Here is a 24158-nt window from a genome sequence, read left to right as displayed (position 1 = left end):
TACCGAAGCGGCTCTGGCGGCCCAGATACGGTTCCTCCGTCGTGGAGGAGGATCAACGTGCGACGGTGTCACTGCTGCGGGGATGAGCTGGACGACAAGAATCTCCGCTGGGAGTACGAGTTTCCTGACGAACTTGTGGACGACCAGGATGAGATCACTTACCGCAGTCGCTCGGTCATCCTCTCCGCAAGCGGCAGCTTCCTGCGCTGTATTGCGCCGATTCGCCTCGACAACGGCTCAATCGCCCGGTTCAGCATCTGGGTCGCGATTCTCGATGACGTTAAGCGGGTCATGGCCGCTGGGCGCGCCGGCGGCGACGCCTGGGCGTCATTGAAATTCACTGGCGTCCTTGCCAACAGGCTGAGGCCGTGGCCCGCGATCTACCGCCCTGTCGTGTCGGTCGCCGTCTCTGAGCCTGACCTGGTGCCACTGTTGGTTGGCAGCAGAGATCCACACATGCTCGACGTGCTAACCCACGTCTGGCCGCACGCCGACGTGGTTCGTCAGCGCGAACAGCACGGCTGAGCGCTGGGTCGGAAAGTGCTGGTGGAGCCCAGGGGACTCGAACCCCTAACCCCTGCCTTGCAAAGGCAGTGCTCTGCCAGTTGAGCTAGGGCCCCGCGGGTGGCCGTGGCGTCGATCGCTCGTCGCCGGGCCGGGCCGAACGTCAGCGCAGGTCGGGCGCGGTGGTCGCCTCGTGCCACAGGGCGCGCTCGTCGTTCGAGGCCTTGATCTTGTTGAACACGACGGCGGCCACGCCTACGACGCCAGCCAGAATCAGCAGCTTCTTGAACATGCGGTGACCCCTCGCGCTCGACTAGCGTCGGACGACTTGCGGTGGGGCTAGATGGAATCGAACCATCGACCTCAGAGTTATCAGCTCTGCGCTCTAACCGACTGAGCTATAGCCCCGCGTTGCGACGAGCAAGATTAACCCATCCGCTCTGCCGGCCCCAAATCGGGGTCCGGACTCACGGGCCGGGCCGTCGACGCCTGCAAAACCTATCTGAGTACGGGACGCCGGAGCGACCGCTTTTCACGGTGCCCCGGCGTCCCGGTCGTTCAGTCCCGCTCGGCGAGGGTCAGCTCGATCCCGCCGACCAGGTCGGCGCAGACGTTGTAGACGAACGCTCCCAGCGTGGCCAGCGCGGTAAACAGCACCACGTTGACCAGGCCGATCAGCGCCGAGCTGAGGATCACGCCCTTGGCGGTGATCTGGAAGCCGCTGGTGCTCTGCCCACCGCCGGCGTTGACCAGGTCACTCAGGCTTCCGTTGACGCTCTCGAACACACCCATCGCGTCCAGCGCCAGGTAGAGCACCGAGGTGGCGACCACCACGACGATGAAGAGCACCACCGAGACGGCGAACGCGAACTTCATCACAGACCACGGGTCGATCCGCTTCAGGTTCAGCCGTGCCCGGCGCGGTCCGCGGGACGCGGCCGAGCTGACCGAGGTGCGCGCGGCGCGTACCGCGTCACCGACGCGGGCAGCCCCGACGGCGGACGCGTTGCCGATGCCCGGCGGTAGGCCACCGCCGCTGGCCGGGCGGCCGGCAGCGGCGGTACGCGCCGTGTCCGGCTGCGGCTGGGTCATGCCGGGTGTGATCCGTGGCTGGGTGCCGGTGGCCCCGGTCGACGCCGCCTGACCGGGTCGGACGTTGATCGGCTGGGTGGTCGCCGGCCGGGCCGAGGGTGCCGCCGCCGGACCCGGAGGCGTGGCGACAGCGGACGTCGGCGCCTCGGCGGCGGACGCCTCGGTCTTGTCACCGGTGCCAGCACCATCGCCGGACGGCTCCGGCGGGGGTGTCATGCCCGGGGCCCTCGTGAATTTCGGGGCAGGCGCGTCAGCGGGGACCGTCGCCCGGCCCACGGCCGCGCGGCCGGTCGATGGTGTGCCGCCCTTGGCGGCCTCCTCGTCGACCGGGTTGGCCGAGGTCCCCGTGTTCCCCGACTTCGCCTGTGTCTCCGTCATTCAACTAGTCCTGTTCGTCAGGCTCGTCGGCATTGCGAGCAATCGCCACGATAGTCACGCCGTCCGGGAGGTCCATCAGCTTGACCCCCATTGTGTTCCGGTCACGCGTACGGCGTACAGGCTTCACCGGAGTCCGAATGACACCACCGTTGCTGGTGATCGCGAACAGCTCGTCGTCCGGATCGATCACCACCGCGCCAACCAGACCACCGCGCCGTTCGGTGATCTTCGCAGTCAACACGCCCTTACCTCCCCGGCCCTGCACCGGGTATTCCTCGATCGGGGTCCGCTTCGCGTATCCCCCGTTCGTGGCCACCAGAACGTCCAGGCCCTCCCGGACGACCTCCATGGCGAGCAGGACGTCGTCGTCCGTGAAGCGCATGCCGATCACGCCCGAGGTTGCCCGCCCCATCGGCCGCAGCGCCTCGTCCGAGGCGTTGAACCGGATCGCCTGTGCCTTCTTGGAGACCAGCAGCAGGTCATTTTCCGGCGCAACCAGCGCAGCACCGACCAGCTCGTCCTCATCGCGCAGGTTGATCGCGATGATTCCGCCGGAACGGTTGGAGTCGAACTCCTCGAGCCGCGTCTTCTTCACCAGGCCGTTCTTCGTGGCCAGTACCAGATAGGGGGCTACCTGGTAGTTCGGGATTTCGATGATCTGCGCGATCTGCTCGTCGGGTTGGAAGGCGAGCAGGTTGGCCACGTGTTGGCCCTTGGCTACCCTACTGGCCTCCGGCAACTCGTACGCCTTGGCCCGGTAGACACGGCCCTTGTTCGTGAGGAACAGGATCCAGTCGTGGGTCGAGCAGACGAAGAAATGACTGACGATGTCGTCCTGCCGCAGCGTAGCGCCACTGACGCCCTTACCGCCGCGCCGCTGCGAGCGGTAGAGATCGACCTTGGTCCGCTTGGCGTACCCGGTCCGGGTGATCGTGACGACCACATCCTCGCGGGCGATGAGGTCCTCCATCGAGACCTCGCCGTCGAACGGAATGATCTGCGTGCGCCGGTCGTCGCCCCACTTGGCGACGATCTCGCCGAGCTCCTCGGAGACGATCTTCCGCTGCCGCTCCGGCTTGGCCAGGATGTCCTTGAGATCGGCGATCTCAATCTCAAGCTTGGCCAGGTCGTCCACGATCCGCTGCCGCTCCAACGCGGCGAGGCGGCGCAGCTGCATGTCCAGGATCGCGGTTGCCTGGATCTCGTCGATCTCCAGCAACCGGATCAGGCCCTGCCGGGCGTCGTCCACGGTCGGTGAACGCCGGATCAGCGCGATCACCTCGTCCAGCGCGTCCAGCGCCTTACCGAGACCGCGCAGGATGTGCGCCCGCTCCTCGGCCTTGCGCAGCCGGAACGCGGTCCGCCGGCGGATCACGTCGATCTGGTGCTCGACGTAGTAGCGGATGAACTGCGCCAGGTTGAGCGTGCGCGGCACCCCGTCGACCAGGGCCAGCATGTTGGCGCCGAAGGTCTCCTGGAGCTGGGTGTGCTTGTAGAGGTTGTTCAGCACGACCTTCGCGACCGCGTCGCGCTTGAGCACCAGCACGATCCGCATGCCGGTACGCCCGGAGGACTCGTCGCGGATGTCGGCGATCCCGGCGAGCTTGCCCTCCTTGATCAGCTCGGCGATCCGCTCGGCGAGGTTGTCCGGGTTGACCTGGTAGGGCAGCTCGCTGACGACCAGGCAGGGTCGGCCCCGCTTGTCCTCCTCGACCTCCACCACGGCGCGCATCCGGATCGAGCCACGACCCGTGCGGTACGCGTCCTGGATCGCGGTCGTGCCGACGATCAGACCGTGGGTCGGGAAGTCCGGGCCCTTGACGATGCCGAGCAGCGCCTCGAGCGTCGTCTCCTCGTCCTCCTCCGGGTGCTCCAGGCACCACTGCACCGCCGCGCCGATCTCCCGCAGGTTGTGCGGCGGGATCTTGGTGGCCATGCCGACCGCGATGCCCTCGGAGCCGTTCACCAGCAGGTTGGGGATCCGCGACGGCAGGATCGTGGGCTCCTTGGCCCGACCGTCGTAGTTGTCCTGGAGGTCGACGGTGTCCTCGTCGATGTCCCGCAGCATCTCCATGGCCAGCGGGTCGAGCTTGCACTCGGTGTACCGCATGGCGGCAGCAGGATCGTTACCGGGCGAGCCGAAGTTGCCGTTGCCGTCGACCAGCGGGTACCGCAGCGACCAGGGCTGCGCCATCCGGACGAGCGCGTCGTAGATCGCCGAGTCGCCGTGCGGGTGGAACTGACCCATCACGTCGCCGACGACCCGGGAGCACTTCACGTAGCCGCGGTCCGGCCGGTAGCCGGAGTCGAACATCGCGTAGAGGATCTTGCGGTGGACCGGCTTGAGCCCGTCCCGGACGTCCGGCAGCGCGCGCCCGACGATGACGCTCATCGCGTAGTCGAGGTAGGAGCGCTGCATCTCCACCTCGAGCCCGACCGGTTCGATCCGGTCGTGTGCGACCACGGCGGCGATGGCGTCGGCGGGGATCTCGGGTTCGTTCGGTGTGGACTCGGGAGAATCGGTCACTGTATACCCTTATCAGACTCAGAGTCGTTTTCGTGCTGTGGATAACCGCTGTGGATACCGGCCAAGCTGTGGATAACTCTGTGGACCGGTGGAGCGGCCGAGCGCTGCCCGGCCGCTCCACCGCGGTCCGTCAGATGTCCAGGAACCGCACGTCCTTGGCGTTGCGCTGGATGAACGACCGGCGCGCCTCGACGTCCTCACCCATCAGCACACTGAACAACTCGTCGGCGGTCGCCGCGTCGTCGAGAGTGACCTGACGCAGGGTACGCGTCGCCGGGTTCATCGTGGTTTCCCACAGCTCGGGATAGTTCATCTCGCCGAGGCCCTTGAAGCGCTGAATGTCGTCCGGCTTGGCGTTCGGCTTCTTCTGCTGGCGAAGCGCGATCAGCCCGTCCCGCTCGCGGTCCGAGTACGCGTACTGCGCGTCGTCGCCCTTCTTGTTCCACTTGATCTTGTAGAGAGGCGGGGCGGCCAGGTAGACGTTGCCCATCTCGACCAGCGGACGCATGAAGCGGAACAGCAGCGTGAGCAGGAGCGTCTGGATGTGCTGGCCGTCGACGTCCGCGTCGGCCATCAGCACCACCTTGTGGTAGCGCAGCTTCTCCATGTCGAAGTCGTCGTGGATGCCGGTGCCCAGCGCGGTGATCAGCGCCTGGACCTCGTTGTTCTTCAGCACCCGGTCGATCCGGGCCTTCTCCACGTTGAGGATCTTGCCGCGGATCGGCAGGATCGCCTGGGTCCGCGGGTCGCGGCCCTGCTTGGCCGAGCCACCGGCCGAGTCGCCCTCGACGATGAACACCTCGGACTCGCGCGGGTCGGTGGACTGGCAGTCGGCCAGCTTGCCCGGCATCGAGCCGGACTCCAGCAGCGACTTGCGTCGGGCCAGCTTGCGCGCCTGCTGCGCGGCGATCCGGGCCCGGGCCGCCTGCGACGCCTTCGTGATGATCATTTTGGCCTCGGCCGGGTTACGGTCGAACCAGTCGACCAGCCGGTCGTTGCAGACCCGCTGCACGAAGCTCTTCACCGGGGTGTTGCCGAGCTTGGTCTTGGTCTGGCCCTCGAACTGCGGGTTGGCCAGCTTGACCGAGATGATCGCCGCGAGCCCTTCACGGATGTCCTCGCCGGAGAGCTTCTCGTCGCCCTTGAGCAGCTTCTTGTCGGTGCCGTAGCGGTTGACCACGCTGGTCAGCGCGGACCGGAAGCCCTCCTCGTGCGTGCCACCCTCGTGCGTGTTGATCGTGTTGGCGAAGGTGTAGACCGACTCGCCGTACGACTCGTTCCACTGCATGGCGATCTCGAGCGACATGCCCTCTTCCTCGGCTTCGAACTCGACCACCGTCTTGTGGATCGGGCTCTTCGAGGCGTTGAGGTGCCGGACGAAGTCGGCGATGCCACCCTCGTAGTAGAAGGTCACCTCGCGCTGCCGGCCGTCCTCCTCCTCGGCCACCCGCTCGTCGAGCAGGTGGATGCGCAGGGCGCGGTTGAGGAAGGCCATCTCCTGCAGGCGTCGGTAGATGGTCTGGAAGTCGAAGTCGACGGTCTCGAAGACGTCGGGGTCGGGCCAGAAGGAGACCGCCGAGCCGGTGCGGTCGGTGGTCTCGCCCTTCTCCAGCGGGCTCGGCTTTGAGTTGGTGTAGTGCTGCCGCCACACGGAGCCGGACTTGTGGATCTCGACGAACATCTTGGTGGAGAGCGCGTTCACCACGGAGACGCCGACGCCGTGCAGACCCCCGGAGACCGCGTACGCCTTGCCGTCGAACTTGCCACCCGCGTGCAGGATGGTCAGCGCGACCTCGACGCCCGGCTTCTTGAGCTTCGGGTGGAGGTCGACCGGGAAACCACGGCCGTTGTCGGTGACCCGGACGCCACCGTCGGCGAGCAGCACCACGTCGATGGTGTCGCAGTAACCGGCGAGGGCCTCATCGACCGCGTTGTCGACGACCTCCCAGACGAGGTGGTGCAGACCGCGCTCGCCGGTGGACCCGATGTACATACCGGGCCGCTTGCGGACCGCCTCCAGCCCCTCGAGAACGGTGATCGACTCTGCGCCGTACTCCTGCTTGTCCTGCGCTGCCACCCTCGGCCACTTTCTCGCGTCAGCCGCGCCGGTAGGGCGCGGCGGGCGCGGGTTCGGCGGACAGGACGCGACGTCGGCGCGCGGACCGGTGCCGGAGACCTCCGGACAACGGGTCGAACGCGCCGGTCGCCGCGGTTGCCCGCGGATCGCGATCGGCTCGACCCGAGGTGGAGAATGAACCTGGGGCCACCGGCCCCGTCCCTCTCCCGCACCCGGGTCTTCGTCTCGCTGTCAATCCTACTGTGCGCGGAGGACAGAACCACCACTCGGCACCCTCAGAGAGGCGGCTGAGAAGTCCGTAGCCGGCAGAACCCCGTTGCCCGCGACTCCCCCCACACGCCAGGCTCCGATCGCACGCGCCGCCCCCGAACGGGTTGACCCGCGGCCGGGCGGGTCGGGGGTCGCGGCCGGAGCGTCCGTGCCGTACGTTTGCGGCGCCCCGGCAACCTGCCTTGATCTTTACCCGCCGGAACCGGGACGATCGACCCGATCGACCCGACACGTGCTCTTTAAGAGGTGACAGATGGGGCTGGACAACGTCGCGGTGCACTGGCCGCGGACCGGCCGCTTCTACGATCCGGTCGCGCCGGCCGAGTTCGTCGACTTCGGCGAGATCGTCGACCTGCCGCGAATTTCCGCGCCGACGGCGGCGCTGGCTGAGCTGATCGCGAAGACCGGCACCATCCGGGCGACCGCGTACACCGAGTTGGTGGATCTGCTCCTCGGCCTCGAAGGTGTGTTGTACGCCACAGACGCCGCCGCCGAGGACGAGGACCCGGTGATCGATCCGGACGGCTGCTCCTGGATCGCCAGCGGCATCGAGAGGTTCGTGGCCGGGCACCGGCCGTTCGGCGAGTCGGTCACCTTCGAGTCGGTGAGCACCGTGCTGCGCTCGCTACTCGGCGACGGCAGGCTGGCCGAGCAGCAGCTGCGGTGGCTGGAGAGCCGGCTTGACGCGCTGCGCGACGAGCGCGGCGACCCGCCGCAGTGGAATTTCACCTGCGCCGAGTTGGGCGTGCTGGCCGCCTTCTACCGACGCTGCGCCGAGCGCGGCTTCGCCGTCTACGCCGACGCCTGAGCCGACGGGCCGGCGTCCGGCACGGTCTGGTCGCCGCCTGGCCGGTTGGCCGCCGCGATCACCTGCGTGAGCACCGCGTGCAGGTGTTGCAGGTCCTCGACGGGCAAGCCGAGTCGCTGCACGATCGCGGCCGGGATCAGCTCCGCCTGGCTGCGCAGGGCGGCACCGCTGGCGGTGAGGGTGACGGCGAGGCTGCGCTCGTCGCTGGGGTCACGTTCGCGGCGCAGGTAGCCCGCCGCTTCGAGCCGCTTGAGCAGGGGTGACAGTGTGCCCGGGTCGAGCTGCAACAGGCGGCTGAGATCACGCCCGGACAACGGCGCGTGCTGCCAGAGCGCCAGCATGACCAGGTACTGCGGATGGGTCAGCCCCATCGGTTCCAGGAGCGGTCGGTAGACGGCCACCACGCTGCGCGCGGCCACCGAAAGGGCGAAGCAGACCTGCTGCTCCAGCGCCAGCGGGTCGACGCCTTCTCGTTGTTCGCTCATCGGTTGCCCTTCCCCTGCACGGTGACTATCGTAGCGATCATTGGTGCACCAATCATTGGTGGGCCAATTGGCGGTGGTGCGACGGGCACAACGTTGGAGAGGTCGACACATGAGCGAGGACGGCGCGGTCACCAGGGCACAGGGCGAGGGTGGCCGATTGATGCGCTGGGCCTTCCGGCACCTCGCCGGCCCGGCCGAGGGGGTGCAGGGCGCGGTGCAGGGCGGCTCGACCGAGGCCCGCGAGGCGTGGAAGCGCGACCTGGCCGAGCGCAAGCGCTACACCCAGGAACAGCGCGAACGGAAGAGGGCCGCCCGCGAGGCCGGCCGGCGGAGCTGAGGGGCCGGCTCAGCCGTACGTGTCGCGTGGCCCCCGACCCCGCACCCGGCGCGGCCCCTTCCCCCAGGAGGGCGCGGCCGGGCCGTGGATGTGCAGCTTGCGCACCACGTTGTGGCCAACCTCGCTGGCGATCTGCTTGAGCAGCGAGCCCGCGAGCAGACGCAGCTGCGTCGCCCAGGCGGTCGAGCGCGCCTCCACGGTCAATTCGCCGTTCTCCAGCTTGACCGGGCGACTGTGCTGGGCGACCTCCGCGCCGACGACCCGTTCCCAGGCACCGAACACGGTGGCCTCGGCCGCCGGCTGCTGCCAGCCACGCGCCTTCACCAGCCGGTTCAGCACGGCGCTGAGCGGCTGCGGGTCGCGCGGGTCGGGGCCTGGGCCGGAGTAACCACGCAACCGCCGCCCCGAGCCGCCGGCAGCGTCGCCGCCCGCGCCGCCAGGGGTACGCCGGGCGCGAGCCGCCGCCTGCCGCCGGGACAGCGCCGCGTCGAGCACCGCACGGGCCAACTCCGGCCCGCTGGCGGCCGCCGCTGGCTCACCGCCCGCCGCCTGCACCCCAGGGGTACGCGCGGCCGCAGCGTCGCCTCCGGCGCTCTCGGGCCGTTTGGGGCGTGGCTCATCCGACACGGCGTACCGTCCCTTCGCCAACCTGGTAGCGGGTGCCGCGCAGAGCCGCCGGCACGTCGTCGTCCACGGCGCAGGTGACCAGCAGCTGACTCGCCCCGCCGACCAGCTCCGCCAACCGCTCCCGGCGGCCGGTGTCCAACTCCGCGAAGACATCGTCGAGCACCAGCACCGGCTCGATGCCGTCGGCCCGCAGCAGGTCGTACCCGGCCAGCCGCAGCGCGAGCGCGAACGACCACGACTCGCCGTGGCTGGCGTACCCCTTGGCCGGCAGTGGGCCGAGGGTCAACGCCAGCTCGTCGCGGTGCGGACCGACCAGGGTCGTGCCCCGTTCGATCTCGGCGGAGCGGGACGCGGCCAGGGCGGCGGTCAGCGCGTCGGCCAGCGCGGCCCGGTCGGTGGTCGGCTCGGCCAGCTCGATCGACGGCCGGTAGGCGATGCTCGCCGCACCTCGACCGGCGGCCACCGCGTCGTACGCCTTGGCGACGTGCGGGGTGAGCGCGGCGACGAGTTCCAGTCTGCCGGCGAGCAACTCCGCGCCGTGCTGGGCGAGGTGGGTGTCCCAGACGGCGAGGGTGCCCAGGTCGCCGCCCCGTGACCCGCCGGTCTTACGCGCCAGGTACGCGGTGCGCAGCAGCGCGTTGCGTTGCTTGACCACCCGCTCGTAGTCGGCCCGCACGCCCGCGAACCGGGGCTGTCGGTTGACCAGCAGGTCGTCCAGGTAGCGGCGGCGCTCGGCCGGATCACCCCGCACCAACTCGAGGTCCTCCGGGGCGAAGAGCACGAGTCGCAGGGCGCCGAGCACGTCCCGCGCCCGCCGGGCCGGTGATCGACCCAGCCGGGCCCGGTTGGCCTTGCCGGGCACGATCTCCAGCTCGACCAGGAGCTCCCGCCCGTCGTGGACCACCGCGCAGCGGATCACCGCGGACGCGGCGCCCATCCGGACCAGAGGCGCGTCGGTGGCGACCCGGTGTGAATCCAGGGTCGCCACGTAGCCCAGCGCCTCGACGAGGTTGGTCTTACCGACGCCGTTCGCGCCGATCAGCACGTTCGCCCCCGGCTGGAGGTCGACGGCCACCCGCTCATACGAGCGGAAGTCGACCAGTTCCAGCCGGTGAACGTACACAGGTTGTGGATACCGCTCAGCGCTTGTGGACGGCGTGGCCGCCGAACTGCTGACGCAGCGCGGCAACGGCCTTCATGGCGGGCGAGTCGTCCTGCCGCGAGGCGAACCGGGCGAACAGCGAAGCGGTGATGACGTTCAGCGGCACGGCCAACCGGACCGCCTCGTCGACGGTCCACCGGCCCTCGCCGGTGTCCTCCGTGTAGCCGCTCAGGTCGGCCAGCTCCGGGTCCTCGTCGAGCGCCCGGTCCAGCAGGTCGAGCAGCCAGGAACGGACGACGGTGCCCTCCCGCCAGGACTTGATGACCCCCGGCACGTTGGTCACCAGCTCGGAGGCCGCCATCAGCTCGTAGCCCTCGGCGTAGGCGTGCATCAGGCCGTACTCGATGCCGTTGTGCACCATCTTCGAGTAGTGCCCGGCGCCGACCGGCCCGGCGTGCACGAAACCGAACTCGCCCTCCGGCTTGAGAGCGTCGAAGATCGGCATCAGCCGGTCGACGTGCTCCTGGGCGCCGCCGACCATCAGGCCGTAGCCGTTCTGCCGGCCCCAGACGCCGCCGGAGACGCCGACGTCGATGTAGCCGATGCCCAGCTCGTTGAGCCGTTCGGCCCGGGGAGCGTCATCGCTGAAGCGGGAGTTGCCGCCGTCGATGATGATGTCGCCCTCGCCGAGCACCGCGGCGAGCTCGTCGATGGTGGCGTCGGTGACACCGGCGGGCACCATGACCCAGACCGCACGCGGCGACTCGAGCTTCTCTGCCAGGCCGGCAATGGTCGCAACGTCGCTCAGCTGCGCGTTGTGGTCGAAACCGACCACCTCGTGACCAGCGGCACGCAACCGCTCCCGCATGTTGCCGCCCATACGGCCGAGTCCTACAAGGCCGAGCTGCATGTGTTTCTACCTCCGTGGATCTGGGTGTTGCTTGGCGCGATCAGCGGGAAACGCGGATCGGCATGATGAGGTACCGGTACCCCGGAATGACCTCGCCATCCTCGCCGGCGGGGGAGATCACCGCGGGCTTGAAGGCGTCGACGAACGAGAGCACGGCGGTCTGGGAACCCAGGTTGGCCAGGCCGTCGATGAGGTACTGCGGGTTGAACCCGATGGTCAGCGCGTCGCCGGTGAAGGTGGCCTCCATCGCCTCGCTGGCCCGCGCCTCCTCGGAACCGCCAGCCTCGACCACCAGGCCGTCGGCGCTGAAGCTGAGCAGCACCGGGGTGGCCCGCTCGGCGACCAGCGCGACCCGCTTGACCACCTCGATCAGGGTGCTCACCGGCACCCGGGCAGCGGCGTTGTGGGTGGCCGGGAAGAGCGAACGGACCGGCGGGTAGTTGGCGCCGTCGAGCAGGCGGCTGGTGGTGCGTCGGGTGCCGCCGGCCAGGCCGACCATGCCCTCGCCAGCAGCGCCCTGGGCGAGAGCGAGCGTGACCTCGCCACCCAGCGGGCCGAGGGCCTTGGCGGTGTCGTTCAGGGTGCGGGCCGGCACCAGGGCGTTGATGCTCACCTCGGGGTCGTCCGGCTGCCACTGGATCTCGCGCAGCGCCAGCCGGTAACGGTCGGTGGCGAGCATCGACAGCGTGCTGCCGGAGAGCTCGACGCGGACGCCGGTCATCATCGGCAGCGTCTCGTCCCGGCCGGCCGCGATGGCCACCTGGGAGACCGCGGTGGCGAACGCGGCCGCGTCGACCGTGCCGGCGCTCTGCGGCATCTCGGGCAGCGCGGGGTAGTCCTCCACCGGCATGGTGGGCAGGGTGAACCGGGCGCTGCCGCAGACCAGCTCGAGGTGGGCGCCAACCGCGGCGATGTCGACCGGCTTGGCCGGCAACGCCTTCGTGATCTCGGCGAGCAGGCGGCCGGAGACGAGCGCGGCGCCGTCGGCGTCACCCTGCACCTCAACGGTCACCTGGCTGGAGACCTCGTAGTCGAACCCGGAAACCCGCAGGTTGCCGTCGGTGACCCGGAGCATCACCCCGGCGAGCACCGGAACGGATGGCCGGTTGGGCAGGCTCTTCGCGGTCCACGCCACGGCCTCGGCGAGCGCGTCGCGCTCCACTCGGAACTTCATCAATGCCTCCGCGTCGACGTCAGCGACAACTCTCTCATGCCGACCGCTGCCTACCGTCCCGCCCGACCGTGCGGGTACCCATCGCACCTTAGGGCGCGGGGGCATCGGCTGTGCGCCCGACCCCATGGATCGTGTCGGTGCTGACGGGCTGATCCGGCAGCGCTCGGCACGATCCACAGAAAGCCCAACGGTGATGATTGGTTTTTGTTCTCTTAGAAGAGATAACTCATCGTCTTCATCGCACCTGTGCAAACTGTGGAAAACCGGGGTCTGCGCAGCTCAGACAGGTTATCCACCGGTGATTTAGCTGTGGAGAACCGGGGGTACAACCGGCTCGCGTGTCCACAGGCCGATCTCGGCGGCCGGTTGTCCACCGTTGTCCACCGGTTGTCCACCGGTAATCCACCGACTTTCTCCCCAAGCCTGTGGATCACGGAGAAGATCACCATTGCCGTCATCCCCAGAACCTTCAACAGCTCGTACACAGGTCGACGGTCATCGGTGGATAACGTGACGGTTGTCCCCAGGCGTCCACAGCTCCGTACACAGGGTTTCTCCACAGCCTGTGGGTAACCGGCGGAGGACGGACCGTAGTTATCCACCGACGGTGGATAACAAGCTGTGGACAACGAGTGGGAGCCGAGGCGGTCACGGCCTCGATGATGTGGGCTAGACCATGTCGAGAGTCCAGCTGAGGACGAAAAAAGGACGCCCGGCCGGAGGTCCGGCCGGGCGTGTCCCGGGCTACGTGCCGTCGCGACGGCTGGCGTACGCCTCAGCTGTTCTGCTTGATCCGGTTGGTCAGCTCAGCGATCTGGTTGTAGAGCGAGCGGCGCTCGGCCATCTGCTGACGGATCTTCCGGTCGGCGTGCATCACCGTGGTGTGGTCCCGGCCACCGAAGGCCTGCCCGATCCGGGGCAGCGACAGCTCGGTCAACTCCCGACACAGGTACATGGCCACCTGCCGTGCGTTGACCAGCACCCGAGACCTGGACTGACCCCGGAGGTCCTCCAGACTCACCCCGAAATAGTCCGCGGTCGACGCCATGATCTGGTCGGCGTTGATCTCTGGCCCGGCGCCGTCGGGCATGAAGTCCCGGAGCACCTCCTCGGCCAGTGACAGCTCGACGGTCGACCGGGTCAGGCTGGCGAACGCCGTCACCCGGATCAGCGCGCCCTCCAGTTCCCGGATCGAGTTCGAGACCCGGGAGGCGATGAACTCCAACACGTCCGGCGGGGCGTACATCCGCTCCTGCGCCGCCTTCTTCTGCAGGATCGCGATCCTGGTCTCCAGGTCCGGCGGCTGGATGTCGGCCAGCAGCCCCCACTCGAACCGGGTTCGCATCCGGTCCTCGAGAGTGGCGAGCTGGCGCGGCGACCGGTCGGAGGTGATCACGATCTGCTTGTTGGCGTTGTGCAGGGTGTTGAAGGTGTGGAAGAACTCCTCCTGGGTGCGCTCGCGGTTCTCCAGGAACTGGATGTCGTCGATCAGCAGGATGTCGACGTCGCGGTAGCGCCGCTGGAACGCACTGGTCTTGTCGTCCCGGAGCGAGTTGATGAAGTCGTTGGTGAACTCCTCGGTCGAGACGTACCGGACCGAGCGGGCGTTGCCGAGTGTCGTGGCGTAGTGCCCGATGGCGTGCAGCAGGTGGGTCTTGCCCAGCCCGGAGTGCCCGTAGATGAACAGCGGGTTGTACGCCTTCGCCGGTGACTCCGCCACCGCCACGCTCGCCGCGTGCGCGAACCGGTTGGACGAGCCGATGACGAACGTCTCGAACATGTACTTCGGGTTGAGCCGGTTGCCGCCGGTGTCGGCACCGGGCAGCCGGCGATCGTCGCGGCCACCCGCCCGATGGTCCACCCCGCTGCGGCCCGGGCCGCTGTCCGTCCCGTTGTCCCGAGGCAGCGAGCGGATCACGTGCTGGTCGCGCGGCGAGGCCGAGTCGTCCCGGTAGCGCGGCTCGTAGGGTCGGGTGTCCGGGCCCGGCGGCTCCAGGCGAGCGGCCTGCTCGTCGTAACCGCGCCGCTCCGGTGCCGGTCGGGACGGCCGCATCGGCTCCGCGAACGAGGCGCTGAACAGCGCCTCCTGCCCGTCCCTGCTGGCCGGGATCAGCCCGGAACGGTGCCCGTCGACGGTCGGCGCTAGCGGCGGACCCGCCGGCGCGGGCGGAGCGCTGGGCTCGGGCGCACGTGCCGCGTGTGACTGCTCCGGGATCAACGTGTCGGCGACCGGCCGAACATCATGGTCGTCGTCGAGTGGCGCGGGGGGCGGACCCTCGACGTCGAGCGGCCCGGTCTCCGGGGTACTGCGGTAGACGGTGCCGGCCGGTCGGCCCGCGGCGTCCTCGGCCACCCGGACGGTGACAGCGACCTGGATCGGCCGGCCGAGCCGGCGGGTGAGCGCCTCGGTGATCGCCGGGCGCAGCCGCGACTCGATCACGTCGCGCGTGAACGCGTCCGGCACGGAGAGCAGCGCGGTGTCCTCGACGATCGCCCGCAGCCGGGTCAGTCGGAGATAGGCACGCTGCTGGGCGGAGATGATCTCGTCGGCTAGCTCGTCGGTCGCCGCTAACCACACTGCGGCAAGGTCGGTCGTACCGGCCACCGTCGTGCCACCCCCTCGCCTCTGCTCCCGGCCGCCGCTGTCTGCCAGCCGGCCGTCCCGGGCCCGCCGCGTTCGCGGGGTGGAACAACACCCACCCGGACGGTCGACCGGTGGTCATCCACAAGTTATCCACAGCCTGTGTACCGACCGATTGTGGCCGCCGCCGGATGCGGGTGGGACCTGCCCCCTGCCTGACCGGGCGTTGAAGCGGGTTCACCGTGCCGAACGATTCACTACCTTGTCCGGTCTTGCCTGCGCGACGACCGGAGCTTCCGACGCTCACCGCAATCGGGCACGGTAACAGCGTTGTCCCTGCGCCATCAACCGGCGACGTGGCGGCACCCTTGTCGGCATCAGCGAAAACCGCCGTTCGGCCCCGGGCGCGTCCTGTTGTCCGCTGCTCGGGGTGTTTGACGGTCATTGCCCCCCTGCGTAGGCTGGAACGGCTGCTTTCTCGCCCTCTGCTAGGGTGATGGGTGCTTGCTGTCCGCGGTCGCATCCCCGCATCGCCGAGGTCCCGCACCGCCGGACAGCACCGATCGGGGGCCACCGTCGAGGTGGCCTGGACCACCCCACGACCCCGGCGATCCCGTCGCGCGGGGCGCGTACGAAAACGGAGAGCCTGACGTGAGCAAGCGCACCTACCAGCCGAACAACCGCCGGCGCGCGAAGACCCACGGCTTCCGGCTGCGCATGCGCACCCGTGCCGGCCGTGCCATCCTCTCGAGCCGTCGCGCCAAGGGTCGCACCACCCTGTCGGCCTGAGCCGACCGGGCCGGTCCAGGGGACGTGGGCAGTCGTGCTGGCCGCCGCGCAGCGACTGCGGCGCAGCACTGACTTCGCCGCAGCGGTTCGTGGTGGCCGACGCGCCGGACGTGGCGCCGTCGTGGCCCACCTGACCGTGCCGGCGGCCGTCGACCCCAGCACACCGACCTTGCCGGAGCCGGTGCGGGACAACAGTGCGGAGCAGACATCCGTGCCGTCCCGCGCCGGCTTCGTCGTGTCCAAAGCCGTCGGCAACGCGGTCACCCGTAACCGGGTCCGGCGTCGACTGCGGGCACTGGTCCGGGAGCGGATGACCACCCTGCCGGCCGGCAGCACCCTGGTCGTCCGGGCGCTCCCCGCCGCGGCGCAGGCGTCGTACCCTCGGCTCGCCACCGACCTGGATGCCGCCATCGCGGTCGCTCGGTCGCCCCGCGAGCGGCGGTCCCGATGACCGGGACCGAGCAGACCAGCCCACGCCCGGGGACAACCGGTGCCAAGGTGCTGATCGCGCCCATCATCGCGTACCGTCGGTGGATAAGTCCGGCACTGCCGGCCCGCTGTCGGTTCTACCCGTCGTGCAGCGCGTACGCCCAGGAGGCGCTCGCTCAGCACGGCGCGCTCCGGGGAGCCGCGCTGGCGGTCCGGCGGCTGTTGCGCTGCCACCCCTTTCACCCTGGTGGATATGACCCGGTGCCGGAGCCGGGCGGCCGCCGCCGTGCTGATGTGACTGGAGCCCCGAATTGAGTCTGAGTCTCGACTGGATCTACTACGCGATTTCGTGGATCCTGCTGACCTGGCACTCTGCCTGGGACGCCATCGGGGTGCCGGTCGGCGCGGTGATCGGCACCAACTTCGCCTGGATTCTGGCCATCATCTTCCTGGTGGTCACCGTCCGGGTGATCCTGTTCCCGGTCTTCGTCAAGCAGATCAAGTCCCAGCGGGCGATGCAGGCGCTTCAGCCCAAGGTCAAGGAGCTGCAGGAGAAGCACAAGGGTGACCGGGAGACGCTCCAGAAAGAAATGATGGAGCTCTACAAGAAGGAGAAGGCCAACCCGCTGATGGGTTGCCTTCCGATGTTCCTTCAGATTCCGGTCTTCCTCGGTCTCTTCCACGTGCTGCGGCGGCTGGACCCGTTCAAGGGCGAAGACAAGAAGACGATCTACGGCTGGTCCGTCGACCAGTTCAACAGCGCCTCGCACGCAAAGCTCTTCACCGCGCCGCTGTCGGGCAAGTTCGGCTCCACCGCCGACGAGTTGGCCCGCCTCGGCGCCAACGGCACCACCGTGAAGGTCATCGCCGGTCTCCTGGTTCTGGTCATGATCGGCACCACCTACCTGACCAGCCGTCAGATGATCCTCAAGACCGGCTGGGCGGAGGACCCGCAGCAGCGGATGATCCAGCGACTGATGCTCTACGGCATCCCCGCGTCGCTGCTCATCTCCGGCGCGATCTTCCCGATCGGCGTGATCATCTACTGGGTCACCAACAACCTCTTCACCCTTGGCCAGCAGCAGTGGGTGCTGCGGAAGTTCCCGCCGCCGGTGACCGCCAAGAAGGCCGTCGCCCCCGCCGCCACGCGCAGCCCGGTGCAGCCCGCCAAGTCCGGTGGTCTGTTCGGTCGTGGCAAGTCGGCCCCGCCGGCACCGGTCAAGGCGACCGCCCCCAAGGTTGCCGGGCCGAAGCCGGGTGCCAAGCCGGTGAACAACGCGAAGAAGAGCCGCCCCGCCAAGCGGCAGGGCTGACCTCCAAGGGCCGTCGCCGGGTGACCGGCGGCGGCCCGTTCCGCACCGCGCAGCCGCCGTAAGGCCGGCGCCGGGCGGAACCCACCGCGCATCGCGCGGCCGCGGGCGACACTGCCCGTACAGACGTGCCTGTGGGCACCGGCGACCTCCAGCCGGCCCCGGGAAACCAGTCGGACCCTGCGGTCCGGCCGAGCGAGTACGGAGATGAGACCGTGACCGAGACCAGCATCCCCCGCGCCGAGCAGTCCCTGGACGAGGAGGAGACCGCGGCGCTCGCGGTGGACGGCGACGACACCGAGGCCGACGTTGACGCCGAGGCCGACGACGACACCGAGACCGCCGCTGGCGGCCGGGTGAAGAAGGCCGTGAGCGAGGGCGACCTGTTCCGGCAGAGCGAGATCGCGGCCGACTACGTCGAAGGGCTGCTCGACATCCTCGACTACGACGGCGACATCGACGAGCTGGTTTCCGCCGGCCGTCCGATGGTCGAGGTGGTCGGCGAGCGGCTGCAGAATCTGGTCGGTCAGCGTGGCGCCACCCTGGAGGCGCTCCAGGAGCTGACCCGTCTCGCCGTCTTCCGGCAGACCGGGACTCCGAGCCGCCTGCTGCTCGACGTCGGTGGCTACCGGGCGAACCGCCGCAAGGAACTCGCCGCGGTCGCCAAGAACGCTGTCGAGAAGGTCAAGGAGTACGGCGAGCCGGTGCGACTCGATGCGATGTCCGCCTTCGAGCGCAAGTGCGTGCACGACGTGGTCAACGCCATGTCCGGCGTGGCGAGTGAGTCCGAGGGTGTCGAGCCGAACCGGCGCATCGTCGTACGGCCGGCGGACTGACCGGGTGACCCACGACGACATCACGGGTGACGCCGTGACGGGCCCGGGCGGCACGCCGCCCGGGCCTCCCGCTGTCCGGCCCGCTACTCCCGACGTCGACGTCGATTCGACTGGGCGCGACACTGGCCCGTCGCCGGAGGACGCGGCACTGCCGCCCGAGCTGGCGCCGGCCGCACTGACCCTCTTCGGCGACCGGCTCGACCTGGCCGCCGCGTACGCCGAGCTGTTGGCCACCGACGGGGTCGTCCGCGGTCTGATCGGCCCCCGAGAGGCACCTCGCATCTGGGATCGGCACCTGCTCAACTGCGCGGCGGTCGCCGAGCGGATCCCGTCCGGCGCCACGGTGCTCGACGTTGGGTCCGGTGCCGGTCTCCCGGGTCTGGTCCTGGCCATCGCGCGCCCCGACCTCACGGTCACCCTGATCGAGCCGCTCGCTCGACGGACGTCGTTCCTGATCGAGGTCGTCGAGCGACTCGGTCTGGCCAAGTCGGTGCGGGTGTTCCGTGGTCGGGCCGACGAGGCGGCCACCGGGTCGAGCGGTCGGGAACCCATCAGCGGGGACGTGGTGACTGCCCGCGCGGTCGCTCCGCTGGATCGCCTGGCGGGCTGGAGTCTCCCTCTGGCAGTCCGTGGCGGCCGTCTGCTGGCGCTCAAGGGCTCGTCCGCCGCAGCGGAGATCGAGGAGCACGCCGGGGTGGTCGCGCGACTCGGTGGCGGGGAGCCGTCTGTGCTCCTGTGCGGCGTCGGGGTGATTGATCCGCCGACGACCGTCGTGGAGATCGTGCGCGAGCGGATGATCGGCCCCCCGCGCGTGGCGGCCAACAAGCACTCCCGGAGCGGACGTTCCCGCCGACGTTGACTTCGCGCCATCGGGCTTCCGGCCGGTGGGTTGCCTCGTTGTACCGGTACGGATGGACGAGGGGATGAGAACCCGACGTGGACCGGCCGCGCCCGTCCGCCGTAGGCTGACCGCGCGTCGATAGTGTGGAGCGGGCGACGGACGTCGCGGGTCTCCGACCGCTCCCGAGGGCCGTACGCTCCGGGATGCGAGCGTGGGTGTGGCCAAGTTGACCGGGGCGCGGACCGACCATCCGAAGCGGGCAGGGATGACAGGTGCATGACGACGGCAGGTACGACGATCCACGCGTGACCGGGTCAACCAGCGATCCCGTTTCACGTGAAACCGACTACCCGAGCTGGTCGCCCGGCGCGACCCAACCTACGGACAGCGAACTGCCGCCGATGCGGGAAGGGCCGGCAGACCAGTCGAGCGGGCCAGAGATCGCGGGCCCGGCACCTGTTCGACGGACACCGGAAGGGCCAACCCGACCGGCCAATGCCGCCGAGGTGCGGCAGACGTTGGGTCGGCGGAACACCGCAGCAGCGGTTCGCTTCGAGCCGGCGGTCCCGCACCAACCCAGCGCGGCGGTTGTTCGGGACGCCGCGCCGGTGATCGCCGACGCCCCGGTCGCCTCGACTGAGTCGTTGGCTGCCGTGACGGCCGATCCCACGTACGTTTCACGTGAAACCCCGACGCGCGAAGAGGATGACCCACCGTTGGCTATGGAGGCGATGCGCGCCGTGCAGATCCTGAATCCCAGTGGCGAGGTGACCATGCCTCGGCCGGACCGGACCCGGGTCATGTGCGTCGCCAACCAGAAGGGCGGCGTGGGCAAGACCACGACCACCGTCAACCTTGCGGTGGCGCTCGCCCTGCACGGGAACCGGGTGCTTGTGGTCGACCTCGACCCACAGGGCAATGCCTCGACCGGGCTCAACGTCCCGCACCACACCGGGATCCCCGACGTCTACGACTGCCTCATCAACAGCGTGCCGCTGGCCGAGGTGGCGCAGGCGGTCGAGGGCATCCCCAACCTCTGGTGCGTACCCGCGACCATCGACCTGGCCGGCGCGGAGATCGAGCTGGTGTCGGTGGTGGCGCGGGAGTCGCGCCTGGACCGGGCGATTGCCGCCTACCCGGGCGAGTTCGACTACGTCTTCATCGACTGCCCGCCCTCGCTCGGTCTGCTCACGGTCAACGCCCTGGTTGCCGCGCAGGAGGTGTTGATCCCGATCCAGTGTGAGTACTACGCCCTGGAAGGGCTCAACCAGCTGATCAACAACATCAACCTGGTGCGCCAACACCTCAACCCGAAGCTCGACGTCTCCACCATCCTGCTGACGATGTATGACCGGCGTACCCGGTTGGCCGACGCCGTCGAGCAGGACGTCCGGAACCACTTCGGCGACAAGGTTCTCCAGGCGGTCATCCCGCGCAACGTCCGGGTCTCCGAGGCACCCAGCTACGGCCAGTCGGTGATGACCTACGATCCCGGATCGCGGGGGGCCACGAGTTACTTCGAGGCCGCCCAGGAGATCGCCGAGCGGGGCGTCAAGGAGCCGGTGGGCCGGAATGCGTAGTGCGGACGAGTCGCTGGGAGGCGTGGCATGAAGAACCGTCCTCGGGGCGGTCTGGGTAGGGGCCTGGGGGCGCTGATTCCGACCGGGCCGGCACCCGCTGCCGCCGGCACCGCAACGGCCGAGCCGGAGAACGAGCCCGCGGACGACGCGGGCGCCGTAGTCGTCCCCACGGTGTCGGCCGTGGCGCAGGTCCACGAGCCGGAACCCACGCTCAGCCCGGTACCCGGAGCTCGGTTCGCCGAGATTTCGGTCGACGCGATCCTGCCCAACCCGAAGCAGCCCCGCCAGGTCTTCGACGAGGAGGCGCTGGAGGAGCTCAAGACCTCGATCCAGGAGGTCGGCTTCCTCCAGCCCATCGTGGTGCGTCAGCTCGACGACGAGAAGTACGAACTGGTGATGGGTGAGCGGCGCTGGCGGGCCGCCCAGGCGGTGGGGCGGGAGAGCATTCCCGCGATCATCCGGGACACCCGTGATGACGCCATGCTCCGTGACGCCCTGTTGGAGAACATCCACCGGGCCAACCTGAACCCCCTGGAAGAGGCCGCTGCCTACCAGCAACTGCTGGAGGAGTTCGGGGCCACCCACGAGGAGCTGGCCCGCCGGATCGGCCGGAGTCGCCCGCAGATCTCCAACACCATCCGGCTCCTGAACCTGCCAGCGCAGGTGCAGCGCCGGGTTGCTGCGGGGATCCTGTCGGCGGGCCACGCCCGCGCTCTGCTGAGTCTCGACGAGGCCGAGGCGCAGGAGCAGTTGGCGTTGCGGATCGTGGCCGAGGGCCTGTCGGTTCGGGCAACCGAGGAGATCGTGGCCCTGGCGCTGAACGACGGGCCGGCGAAGGGTCAAGCCGCGAAACGGCGACCGAAGGCGCACGCCCCGGCCCTGAACGATCTCGCCGATCGACTGTCCGACCGGTTCGACACCCGAGTGAAGGTGGACATCGGCCGGAGCAAGGGCAAGATCACGATCGAGTTCGCGACGGTCGACGACCTTGAGCGGATCGTCGGGATCATCGGAGTGCAGCAGGAGGAGAGCGGGGACTGAGTCCCCCTCTCGCCTACGGCCGCGCTACCCGGAGGGGTGCGCGGCCGTTCTGCATCCGGCTCGCCGCGTTTCACGTGAAACAGGCCGCCGCTTCCCCGCGCCTCTGGCGGGTGTGGGGACTCAAGCCCGGCGCGCCGCCGGCTTGCGGCTCGCTTGGGCCGACTGTGCCGCTCTGACCATCACACCCCTGGTGCCGAAGCGCCGACGGGTACGCGTGGCCTTGTTTCACGTGAAACGGAGAACCGCTGCGGGCGGCCGGCGCGTCTCCATGGTCACGGGGGTGACCATGGAGTGCCCTTGCGGGCCGCTGAGCGGCCCGCTGCCGCGTTGCTTGCCGCTGGGGGTGGCTCTGGTCGGCCGGAGCTGTCCACGGTCATCTCAGTGCTCGTGTGGCGGCGAAGCGCGCTCGGGTCTCGCGCTTCGGTCTCGCGCCCCGCGCCTCGCGCCCCGCGTTCCGGGCTTCGCGCGACGGGCTTCGCGCGACGGGCTTCGCGCTCCGGGCTTCGCTCCCCGGGCTTCGCTCCCCGGGCTTCGCTCCCCGGGTTCCGCTCCCCGGTCGGTCCGGTCGGCCCGGTCGGCCCGGTCGGCCCGGTCGGCCCGGTCGGTCCGGTCGGTCCGGTCGGTCCGGTCGGTCCGGTCGGTCCGGTCGGTCCGGTCGGTCCGGTCGGCCCGGTCGGTCCGGTCGGCCCGGTCGGCCCGGTCGGCCCGGTACGGGGAATGATCGACTTCATATCGCCGATGTTGCGGTGTCCGGCCGCTCGGATACCGCAATGTCGCGGATGTGGAGTCGATCATGCGCCGGACCGGATGACGCACTGCCCGCGACGCCCGACCTCGGGGCTCGGAGCCCGAAGCGCACAGCCCGTGACGCCCGGAGCGCGGACTGGGCCGACCGGATCGTGCGCCGTGCGCCGTGCGCCGTGCCGCGTGCGTGATGCGCCGTGCCGCGTGCGTCATGCGTCATGCGTCATGCGCCGTGCCGCGTGGGCCACACGTGTAATGCGCCCCACGTCTGACCCGCCGGGCCCTCCGCCCAACGCCCTCGGCGGTGGCCCGATGTCCCTCACCCGCGCGTCATCCCGGCACCCCGATGTCGCTCGCGGCCGCACGTCGTCCATGCCGCCTGTCACCTCACGGAGGCCTGCGCCTGACGTCGCCTGTCACCTCGGGCTGGCCGCGCCACGTTGCCCACCGCCTCTCCCGGTCGCGCCTCACGTTCGACGGTAGGTACCAGGCCGGCCGGCCATGCTGCGATCACGTGCCTAGTGCGCGCTCGCCGGCGGCGCTTTCCCGACCGGCCCCGAGGCGGCGGACTCGCTGACCGCATGGCCGGCCGCCATACCCCCATCGCGTGAGCCAGGTAGCGCCGACGTCTCTGAGCCCATGCACATCACGCTCCCGGCAGGCCTGTCAGCAATCGCGCCGGCGTGGGCGGACATGGTCCCGGCGGCGACTCGGTAGGTGGCCGGCTGGTGTGGCCTCCTCCCACCCGGAGGGGCCACACGGCGAGGGAGAGCAAGGTCAGAATCGCGCCGTTCCGGTGGCGGCGCCGAGCGGTCATCGCCGGGCGATGCTGTGGGTCCGCGGACAACGACTGTCGCGCCGAAAAGTTATCCACACCCGTTGTCCACAGGTACCCCCTGTTTCACGTGAAACAGCGCGTGGGAGCGGGTGCAAGCCTGTGGATGACGGCGTGTGTTCAGGATCTCGGCAGCCTGTGGATATCGCTTCATGGTGCTAGTGGTGACTCGGCGTACCTGGTCGACGAAGGGCATAGATCCGGTCGGTCCAGGCCGGTCAAACAGGTAGGGACAGCGGTGCCAGACTCGGTTAGGGTCAGCGTCGTGCACGACACCCCTCCCTCAGTTCCGGACTTCACCCAGTGGCCGTCGTTCCCCTTCGAGGGTGACCTCCACGTGAAGCAACTCGATGATCCGGTCCCGGTCGAACCGCCTCGGAAGGGCGAGGGTCTCCGGGAATGCACCGCCTGCAACGCACCCGACGACGCCTACATCTGGGTGGGTGAGCGGTGGCGGGTACGCGCCATGGACCGGCCCACCGGTCTGCCCATGGTGCTCATCCTGGAATCGCGGACGCACCTCGATCTCGGTGATCTGCCGAACTTGCTCGCCGCCGAGTTGGGTGTGATGACCGTACGGCTGGAGCGAGCCATCCGGTCTCTCGACGGTGTGGCGCGGGTGCACGTCAACCGGTGGGGCGACGGCTCAGCCCACCTGCACATGTGGTTCCTCGCCAGGCCGTACGGCCGCCTCCAACTGCGGGGCACCTTCCTGTCGCTGTGGGACTCGATCCTGCCGCCGATCTCCGAGGCGCAGTGGCGGGAGAATCTGGCGCTCGTCGCCGCCTGGCTCGCCGAATTTGGCGGCCGCCCGCTCGCCGAGCCACCCCGCATCCAGTGGCAGGCGCCGTCCAGCCTGCTGGCCCAGTCCGCCGCTGCGG

Annotated in this window: 21 protein-coding genes, 2 tRNA genes and 1 pseudogene; 12 read left to right on the top strand and 12 right to left on the bottom strand. The window is 69.5% G+C overall.

What is annotated here, in order from left to right; translation table 11 throughout:
• Nucleotides 1-135 precede the first annotated feature (135 nt).
• Nucleotides 136-525 carry a hypothetical protein gene (locus HNR20_RS14375; protein WP_184180065.1) on the top strand — a complete coding sequence of 130 codons (390 nt, stop codon included), beginning with the start codon at nucleotides 136-138 and terminating at the stop codon, nucleotides 523-525.
• Between the two features lie 19 nt (nucleotides 526-544).
• Here the strand turns inward: HNR20_RS14375 and HNR20_RS14370 are convergent.
• The 6 genes from HNR20_RS14370 to gyrB form a co-directional block, all read right to left on the bottom strand.
• Nucleotides 545-620: transfer RNA gene (locus HNR20_RS14370), tRNA-Ala, on the bottom strand.
• 47 nt (nucleotides 621-667) lie between these two features.
• Nucleotides 668-796, bottom strand: a complete 129-nt coding sequence (locus tag HNR20_RS31910) for a DLW-39 family protein (RefSeq protein ID WP_209444550.1) — start codon at nucleotides 794-796, stop codon at nucleotides 668-670.
• A gap of 42 nt (nucleotides 797-838) precedes the next feature.
• Nucleotides 839-912, bottom strand: a tRNA-Ile gene (locus HNR20_RS14365).
• 150 nt (nucleotides 913-1062) lie between these two features.
• Complete coding sequence (locus tag HNR20_RS14360) at nucleotides 1063-1974, bottom strand: DUF3566 domain-containing protein (RefSeq protein ID WP_184180062.1); 912 nt, start codon at nucleotides 1972-1974, stop codon at nucleotides 1063-1065.
• Between the two features lie 4 nt (nucleotides 1975-1978).
• Nucleotides 1979-4501 carry a DNA gyrase subunit A gene (gyrA, locus tag HNR20_RS14355; protein WP_184180059.1) on the bottom strand — a complete coding sequence of 841 codons (2523 nt, stop codon included), beginning with the start codon at nucleotides 4499-4501 and terminating at the stop codon, nucleotides 1979-1981.
• A gap of 130 nt (nucleotides 4502-4631) precedes the next feature.
• On the bottom strand, nucleotides 4632-6578 hold the full coding sequence (gene gyrB, locus HNR20_RS14350; RefSeq protein ID WP_184180056.1) for a DNA topoisomerase (ATP-hydrolyzing) subunit B: 1947 nt from the start codon (nucleotides 6576-6578) through the stop codon (nucleotides 4632-4634).
• Between the two features lie 523 nt (nucleotides 6579-7101).
• On the opposite strand from gyrB, the gene HNR20_RS14345 reads away from it, so the two are divergent.
• The gene (locus HNR20_RS14345) at nucleotides 7102-7656 is read left to right on the top strand and encodes a hypothetical protein (RefSeq protein WP_184180053.1); all 555 of its coding nucleotides are present in this window, start codon (nucleotides 7102-7104) and stop codon (nucleotides 7654-7656) included.
• On the opposite strand, the gene HNR20_RS14340 is transcribed toward HNR20_RS14345, so the two are convergent.
• Nucleotides 7641-8141: a MarR family winged helix-turn-helix transcriptional regulator gene (locus HNR20_RS14340; RefSeq protein WP_184180050.1), complete on the bottom strand. Its 501-nt coding sequence runs from the start codon at nucleotides 8139-8141 to the stop codon at nucleotides 7641-7643. The two genes, HNR20_RS14345 and HNR20_RS14340, sit on opposite strands and share 16 nt — an antisense overlap.
• Before the next feature lie 109 nt (nucleotides 8142-8250).
• On the opposite strand from HNR20_RS14340, the gene HNR20_RS14335 reads away from it, so the two are divergent.
• On the top strand, nucleotides 8251-8478 hold the full coding sequence (locus HNR20_RS14335) for a hypothetical protein (protein WP_184180047.1): 228 nt from the start codon (nucleotides 8251-8253) through the stop codon (nucleotides 8476-8478).
• Between the two features lie 9 nt (nucleotides 8479-8487).
• On the opposite strand, the gene HNR20_RS14330 is transcribed toward HNR20_RS14335, so the two are convergent.
• The 5 genes from HNR20_RS14330 to dnaA all read right to left on the bottom strand — a co-directional run bounded on the left by HNR20_RS14330 (nucleotide 8488) and on the right by dnaA (nucleotide 14896).
• The gene (locus tag HNR20_RS14330) at nucleotides 8488-9105 is read right to left on the bottom strand and encodes a DciA family protein (protein ID WP_373290976.1); all 618 of its coding nucleotides are present in this window, start codon (nucleotides 9103-9105) and stop codon (nucleotides 8488-8490) included.
• Nucleotides 9095-10228, bottom strand: coding sequence for a DNA replication/repair protein RecF (gene recF, locus HNR20_RS14325; RefSeq protein ID WP_184180044.1), 1134 nt, complete (start codon nucleotides 10226-10228; stop codon nucleotides 9095-9097). The genes HNR20_RS14330 and recF overlap by 11 nt, the downstream gene beginning before the upstream one ends.
• Before the next feature lie 16 nt (nucleotides 10229-10244).
• Nucleotides 10245-11117, bottom strand: a complete 873-nt coding sequence (gnd, locus tag HNR20_RS14320) for a phosphogluconate dehydrogenase (NAD(+)-dependent, decarboxylating) (protein WP_184180041.1) — start codon at nucleotides 11115-11117, stop codon at nucleotides 10245-10247.
• A gap of 40 nt (nucleotides 11118-11157) precedes the next feature.
• Nucleotides 11158-12291: a DNA polymerase III subunit beta gene (dnaN, locus tag HNR20_RS14315; RefSeq protein WP_184180038.1), complete on the bottom strand. Its 1134-nt coding sequence runs from the start codon at nucleotides 12289-12291 to the stop codon at nucleotides 11158-11160.
• A 775-nt stretch (nucleotides 12292-13066) separates the two neighbouring features.
• Nucleotides 13067-14896, bottom strand: a complete 1830-nt coding sequence (gene dnaA, locus HNR20_RS14310) for a chromosomal replication initiator protein DnaA (RefSeq protein ID WP_184180035.1) — start codon at nucleotides 14894-14896, stop codon at nucleotides 13067-13069.
• Between the two features lie 627 nt (nucleotides 14897-15523).
• Between dnaA and rpmH the strand changes: the two genes are divergently transcribed.
• The 9 genes and pseudogenes from rpmH to HNR20_RS32690 all read left to right on the top strand — a co-directional run.
• Nucleotides 15524-15661 (top strand): 50S ribosomal protein L34, encoded by a 138-nt coding sequence (gene rpmH / locus HNR20_RS14305; RefSeq protein WP_007453904.1) that lies wholly within the window; start codon nucleotides 15524-15526, stop codon nucleotides 15659-15661.
• 34 nt (nucleotides 15662-15695) lie between these two features.
• Nucleotides 15696-16112, top strand: coding sequence for a ribonuclease P protein component (gene rnpA / locus HNR20_RS14300; protein ID WP_184180032.1), 417 nt, complete (start codon nucleotides 15696-15698; stop codon nucleotides 16110-16112).
• Nucleotides 16109-16405, top strand: a complete 297-nt coding sequence (gene yidD / locus HNR20_RS14295; protein WP_184180029.1) for a membrane protein insertion efficiency factor YidD — start codon at nucleotides 16109-16111, stop codon at nucleotides 16403-16405. Before rnpA ends, yidD begins: the two co-directional genes overlap by 4 nt.
• Nucleotides 16406-16407: 2 nt before the next feature.
• Nucleotides 16408-17403, top strand: a complete 996-nt coding sequence (yidC, locus tag HNR20_RS14290) for a membrane protein insertase YidC (RefSeq protein ID WP_184188458.1) — start codon at nucleotides 16408-16410, stop codon at nucleotides 17401-17403.
• A 212-nt stretch (nucleotides 17404-17615) separates the two neighbouring features.
• The gene (locus HNR20_RS14285; protein ID WP_184180026.1) at nucleotides 17616-18236 is read left to right on the top strand and encodes a Jag family protein; all 621 of its coding nucleotides are present in this window, start codon (nucleotides 17616-17618) and stop codon (nucleotides 18234-18236) included.
• A 4-nt stretch (nucleotides 18237-18240) separates the two neighbouring features.
• Nucleotides 18241-19095: a 16S rRNA (guanine(527)-N(7))-methyltransferase RsmG gene (gene rsmG / locus HNR20_RS14280; protein WP_184180023.1), complete on the top strand. Its 855-nt coding sequence runs from the start codon at nucleotides 18241-18243 to the stop codon at nucleotides 19093-19095.
• A 254-nt stretch (nucleotides 19096-19349) separates the two neighbouring features.
• The gene (locus tag HNR20_RS14275; protein WP_308425403.1) at nucleotides 19350-20657 is read left to right on the top strand and encodes a ParA family protein; all 1308 of its coding nucleotides are present in this window, start codon (nucleotides 19350-19352) and stop codon (nucleotides 20655-20657) included.
• 27 nt (nucleotides 20658-20684) lie between these two features.
• Nucleotides 20685-21698, top strand: coding sequence for a ParB/RepB/Spo0J family partition protein (locus HNR20_RS14270; RefSeq protein WP_184180019.1), 1014 nt, complete (start codon nucleotides 20685-20687; stop codon nucleotides 21696-21698).
• Between the two features lie 1844 nt (nucleotides 21699-23542).
• Nucleotides 23543-24134: pseudogene (locus HNR20_RS32690) on the top strand (hypothetical protein); the annotation flags it as partial.
• Nucleotides 24135-24158: the final 24 nt, after the last annotated feature.

The organism is Micromonospora parathelypteridis (genome assembly GCF_014201145.1).
Classification (GTDB): Bacteria; Actinomycetota; Actinomycetes; order Mycobacteriales; family Micromonosporaceae; genus Micromonospora; species Micromonospora parathelypteridis.
This window is presented reverse-complemented; position numbering and strand designations above follow the sequence as displayed.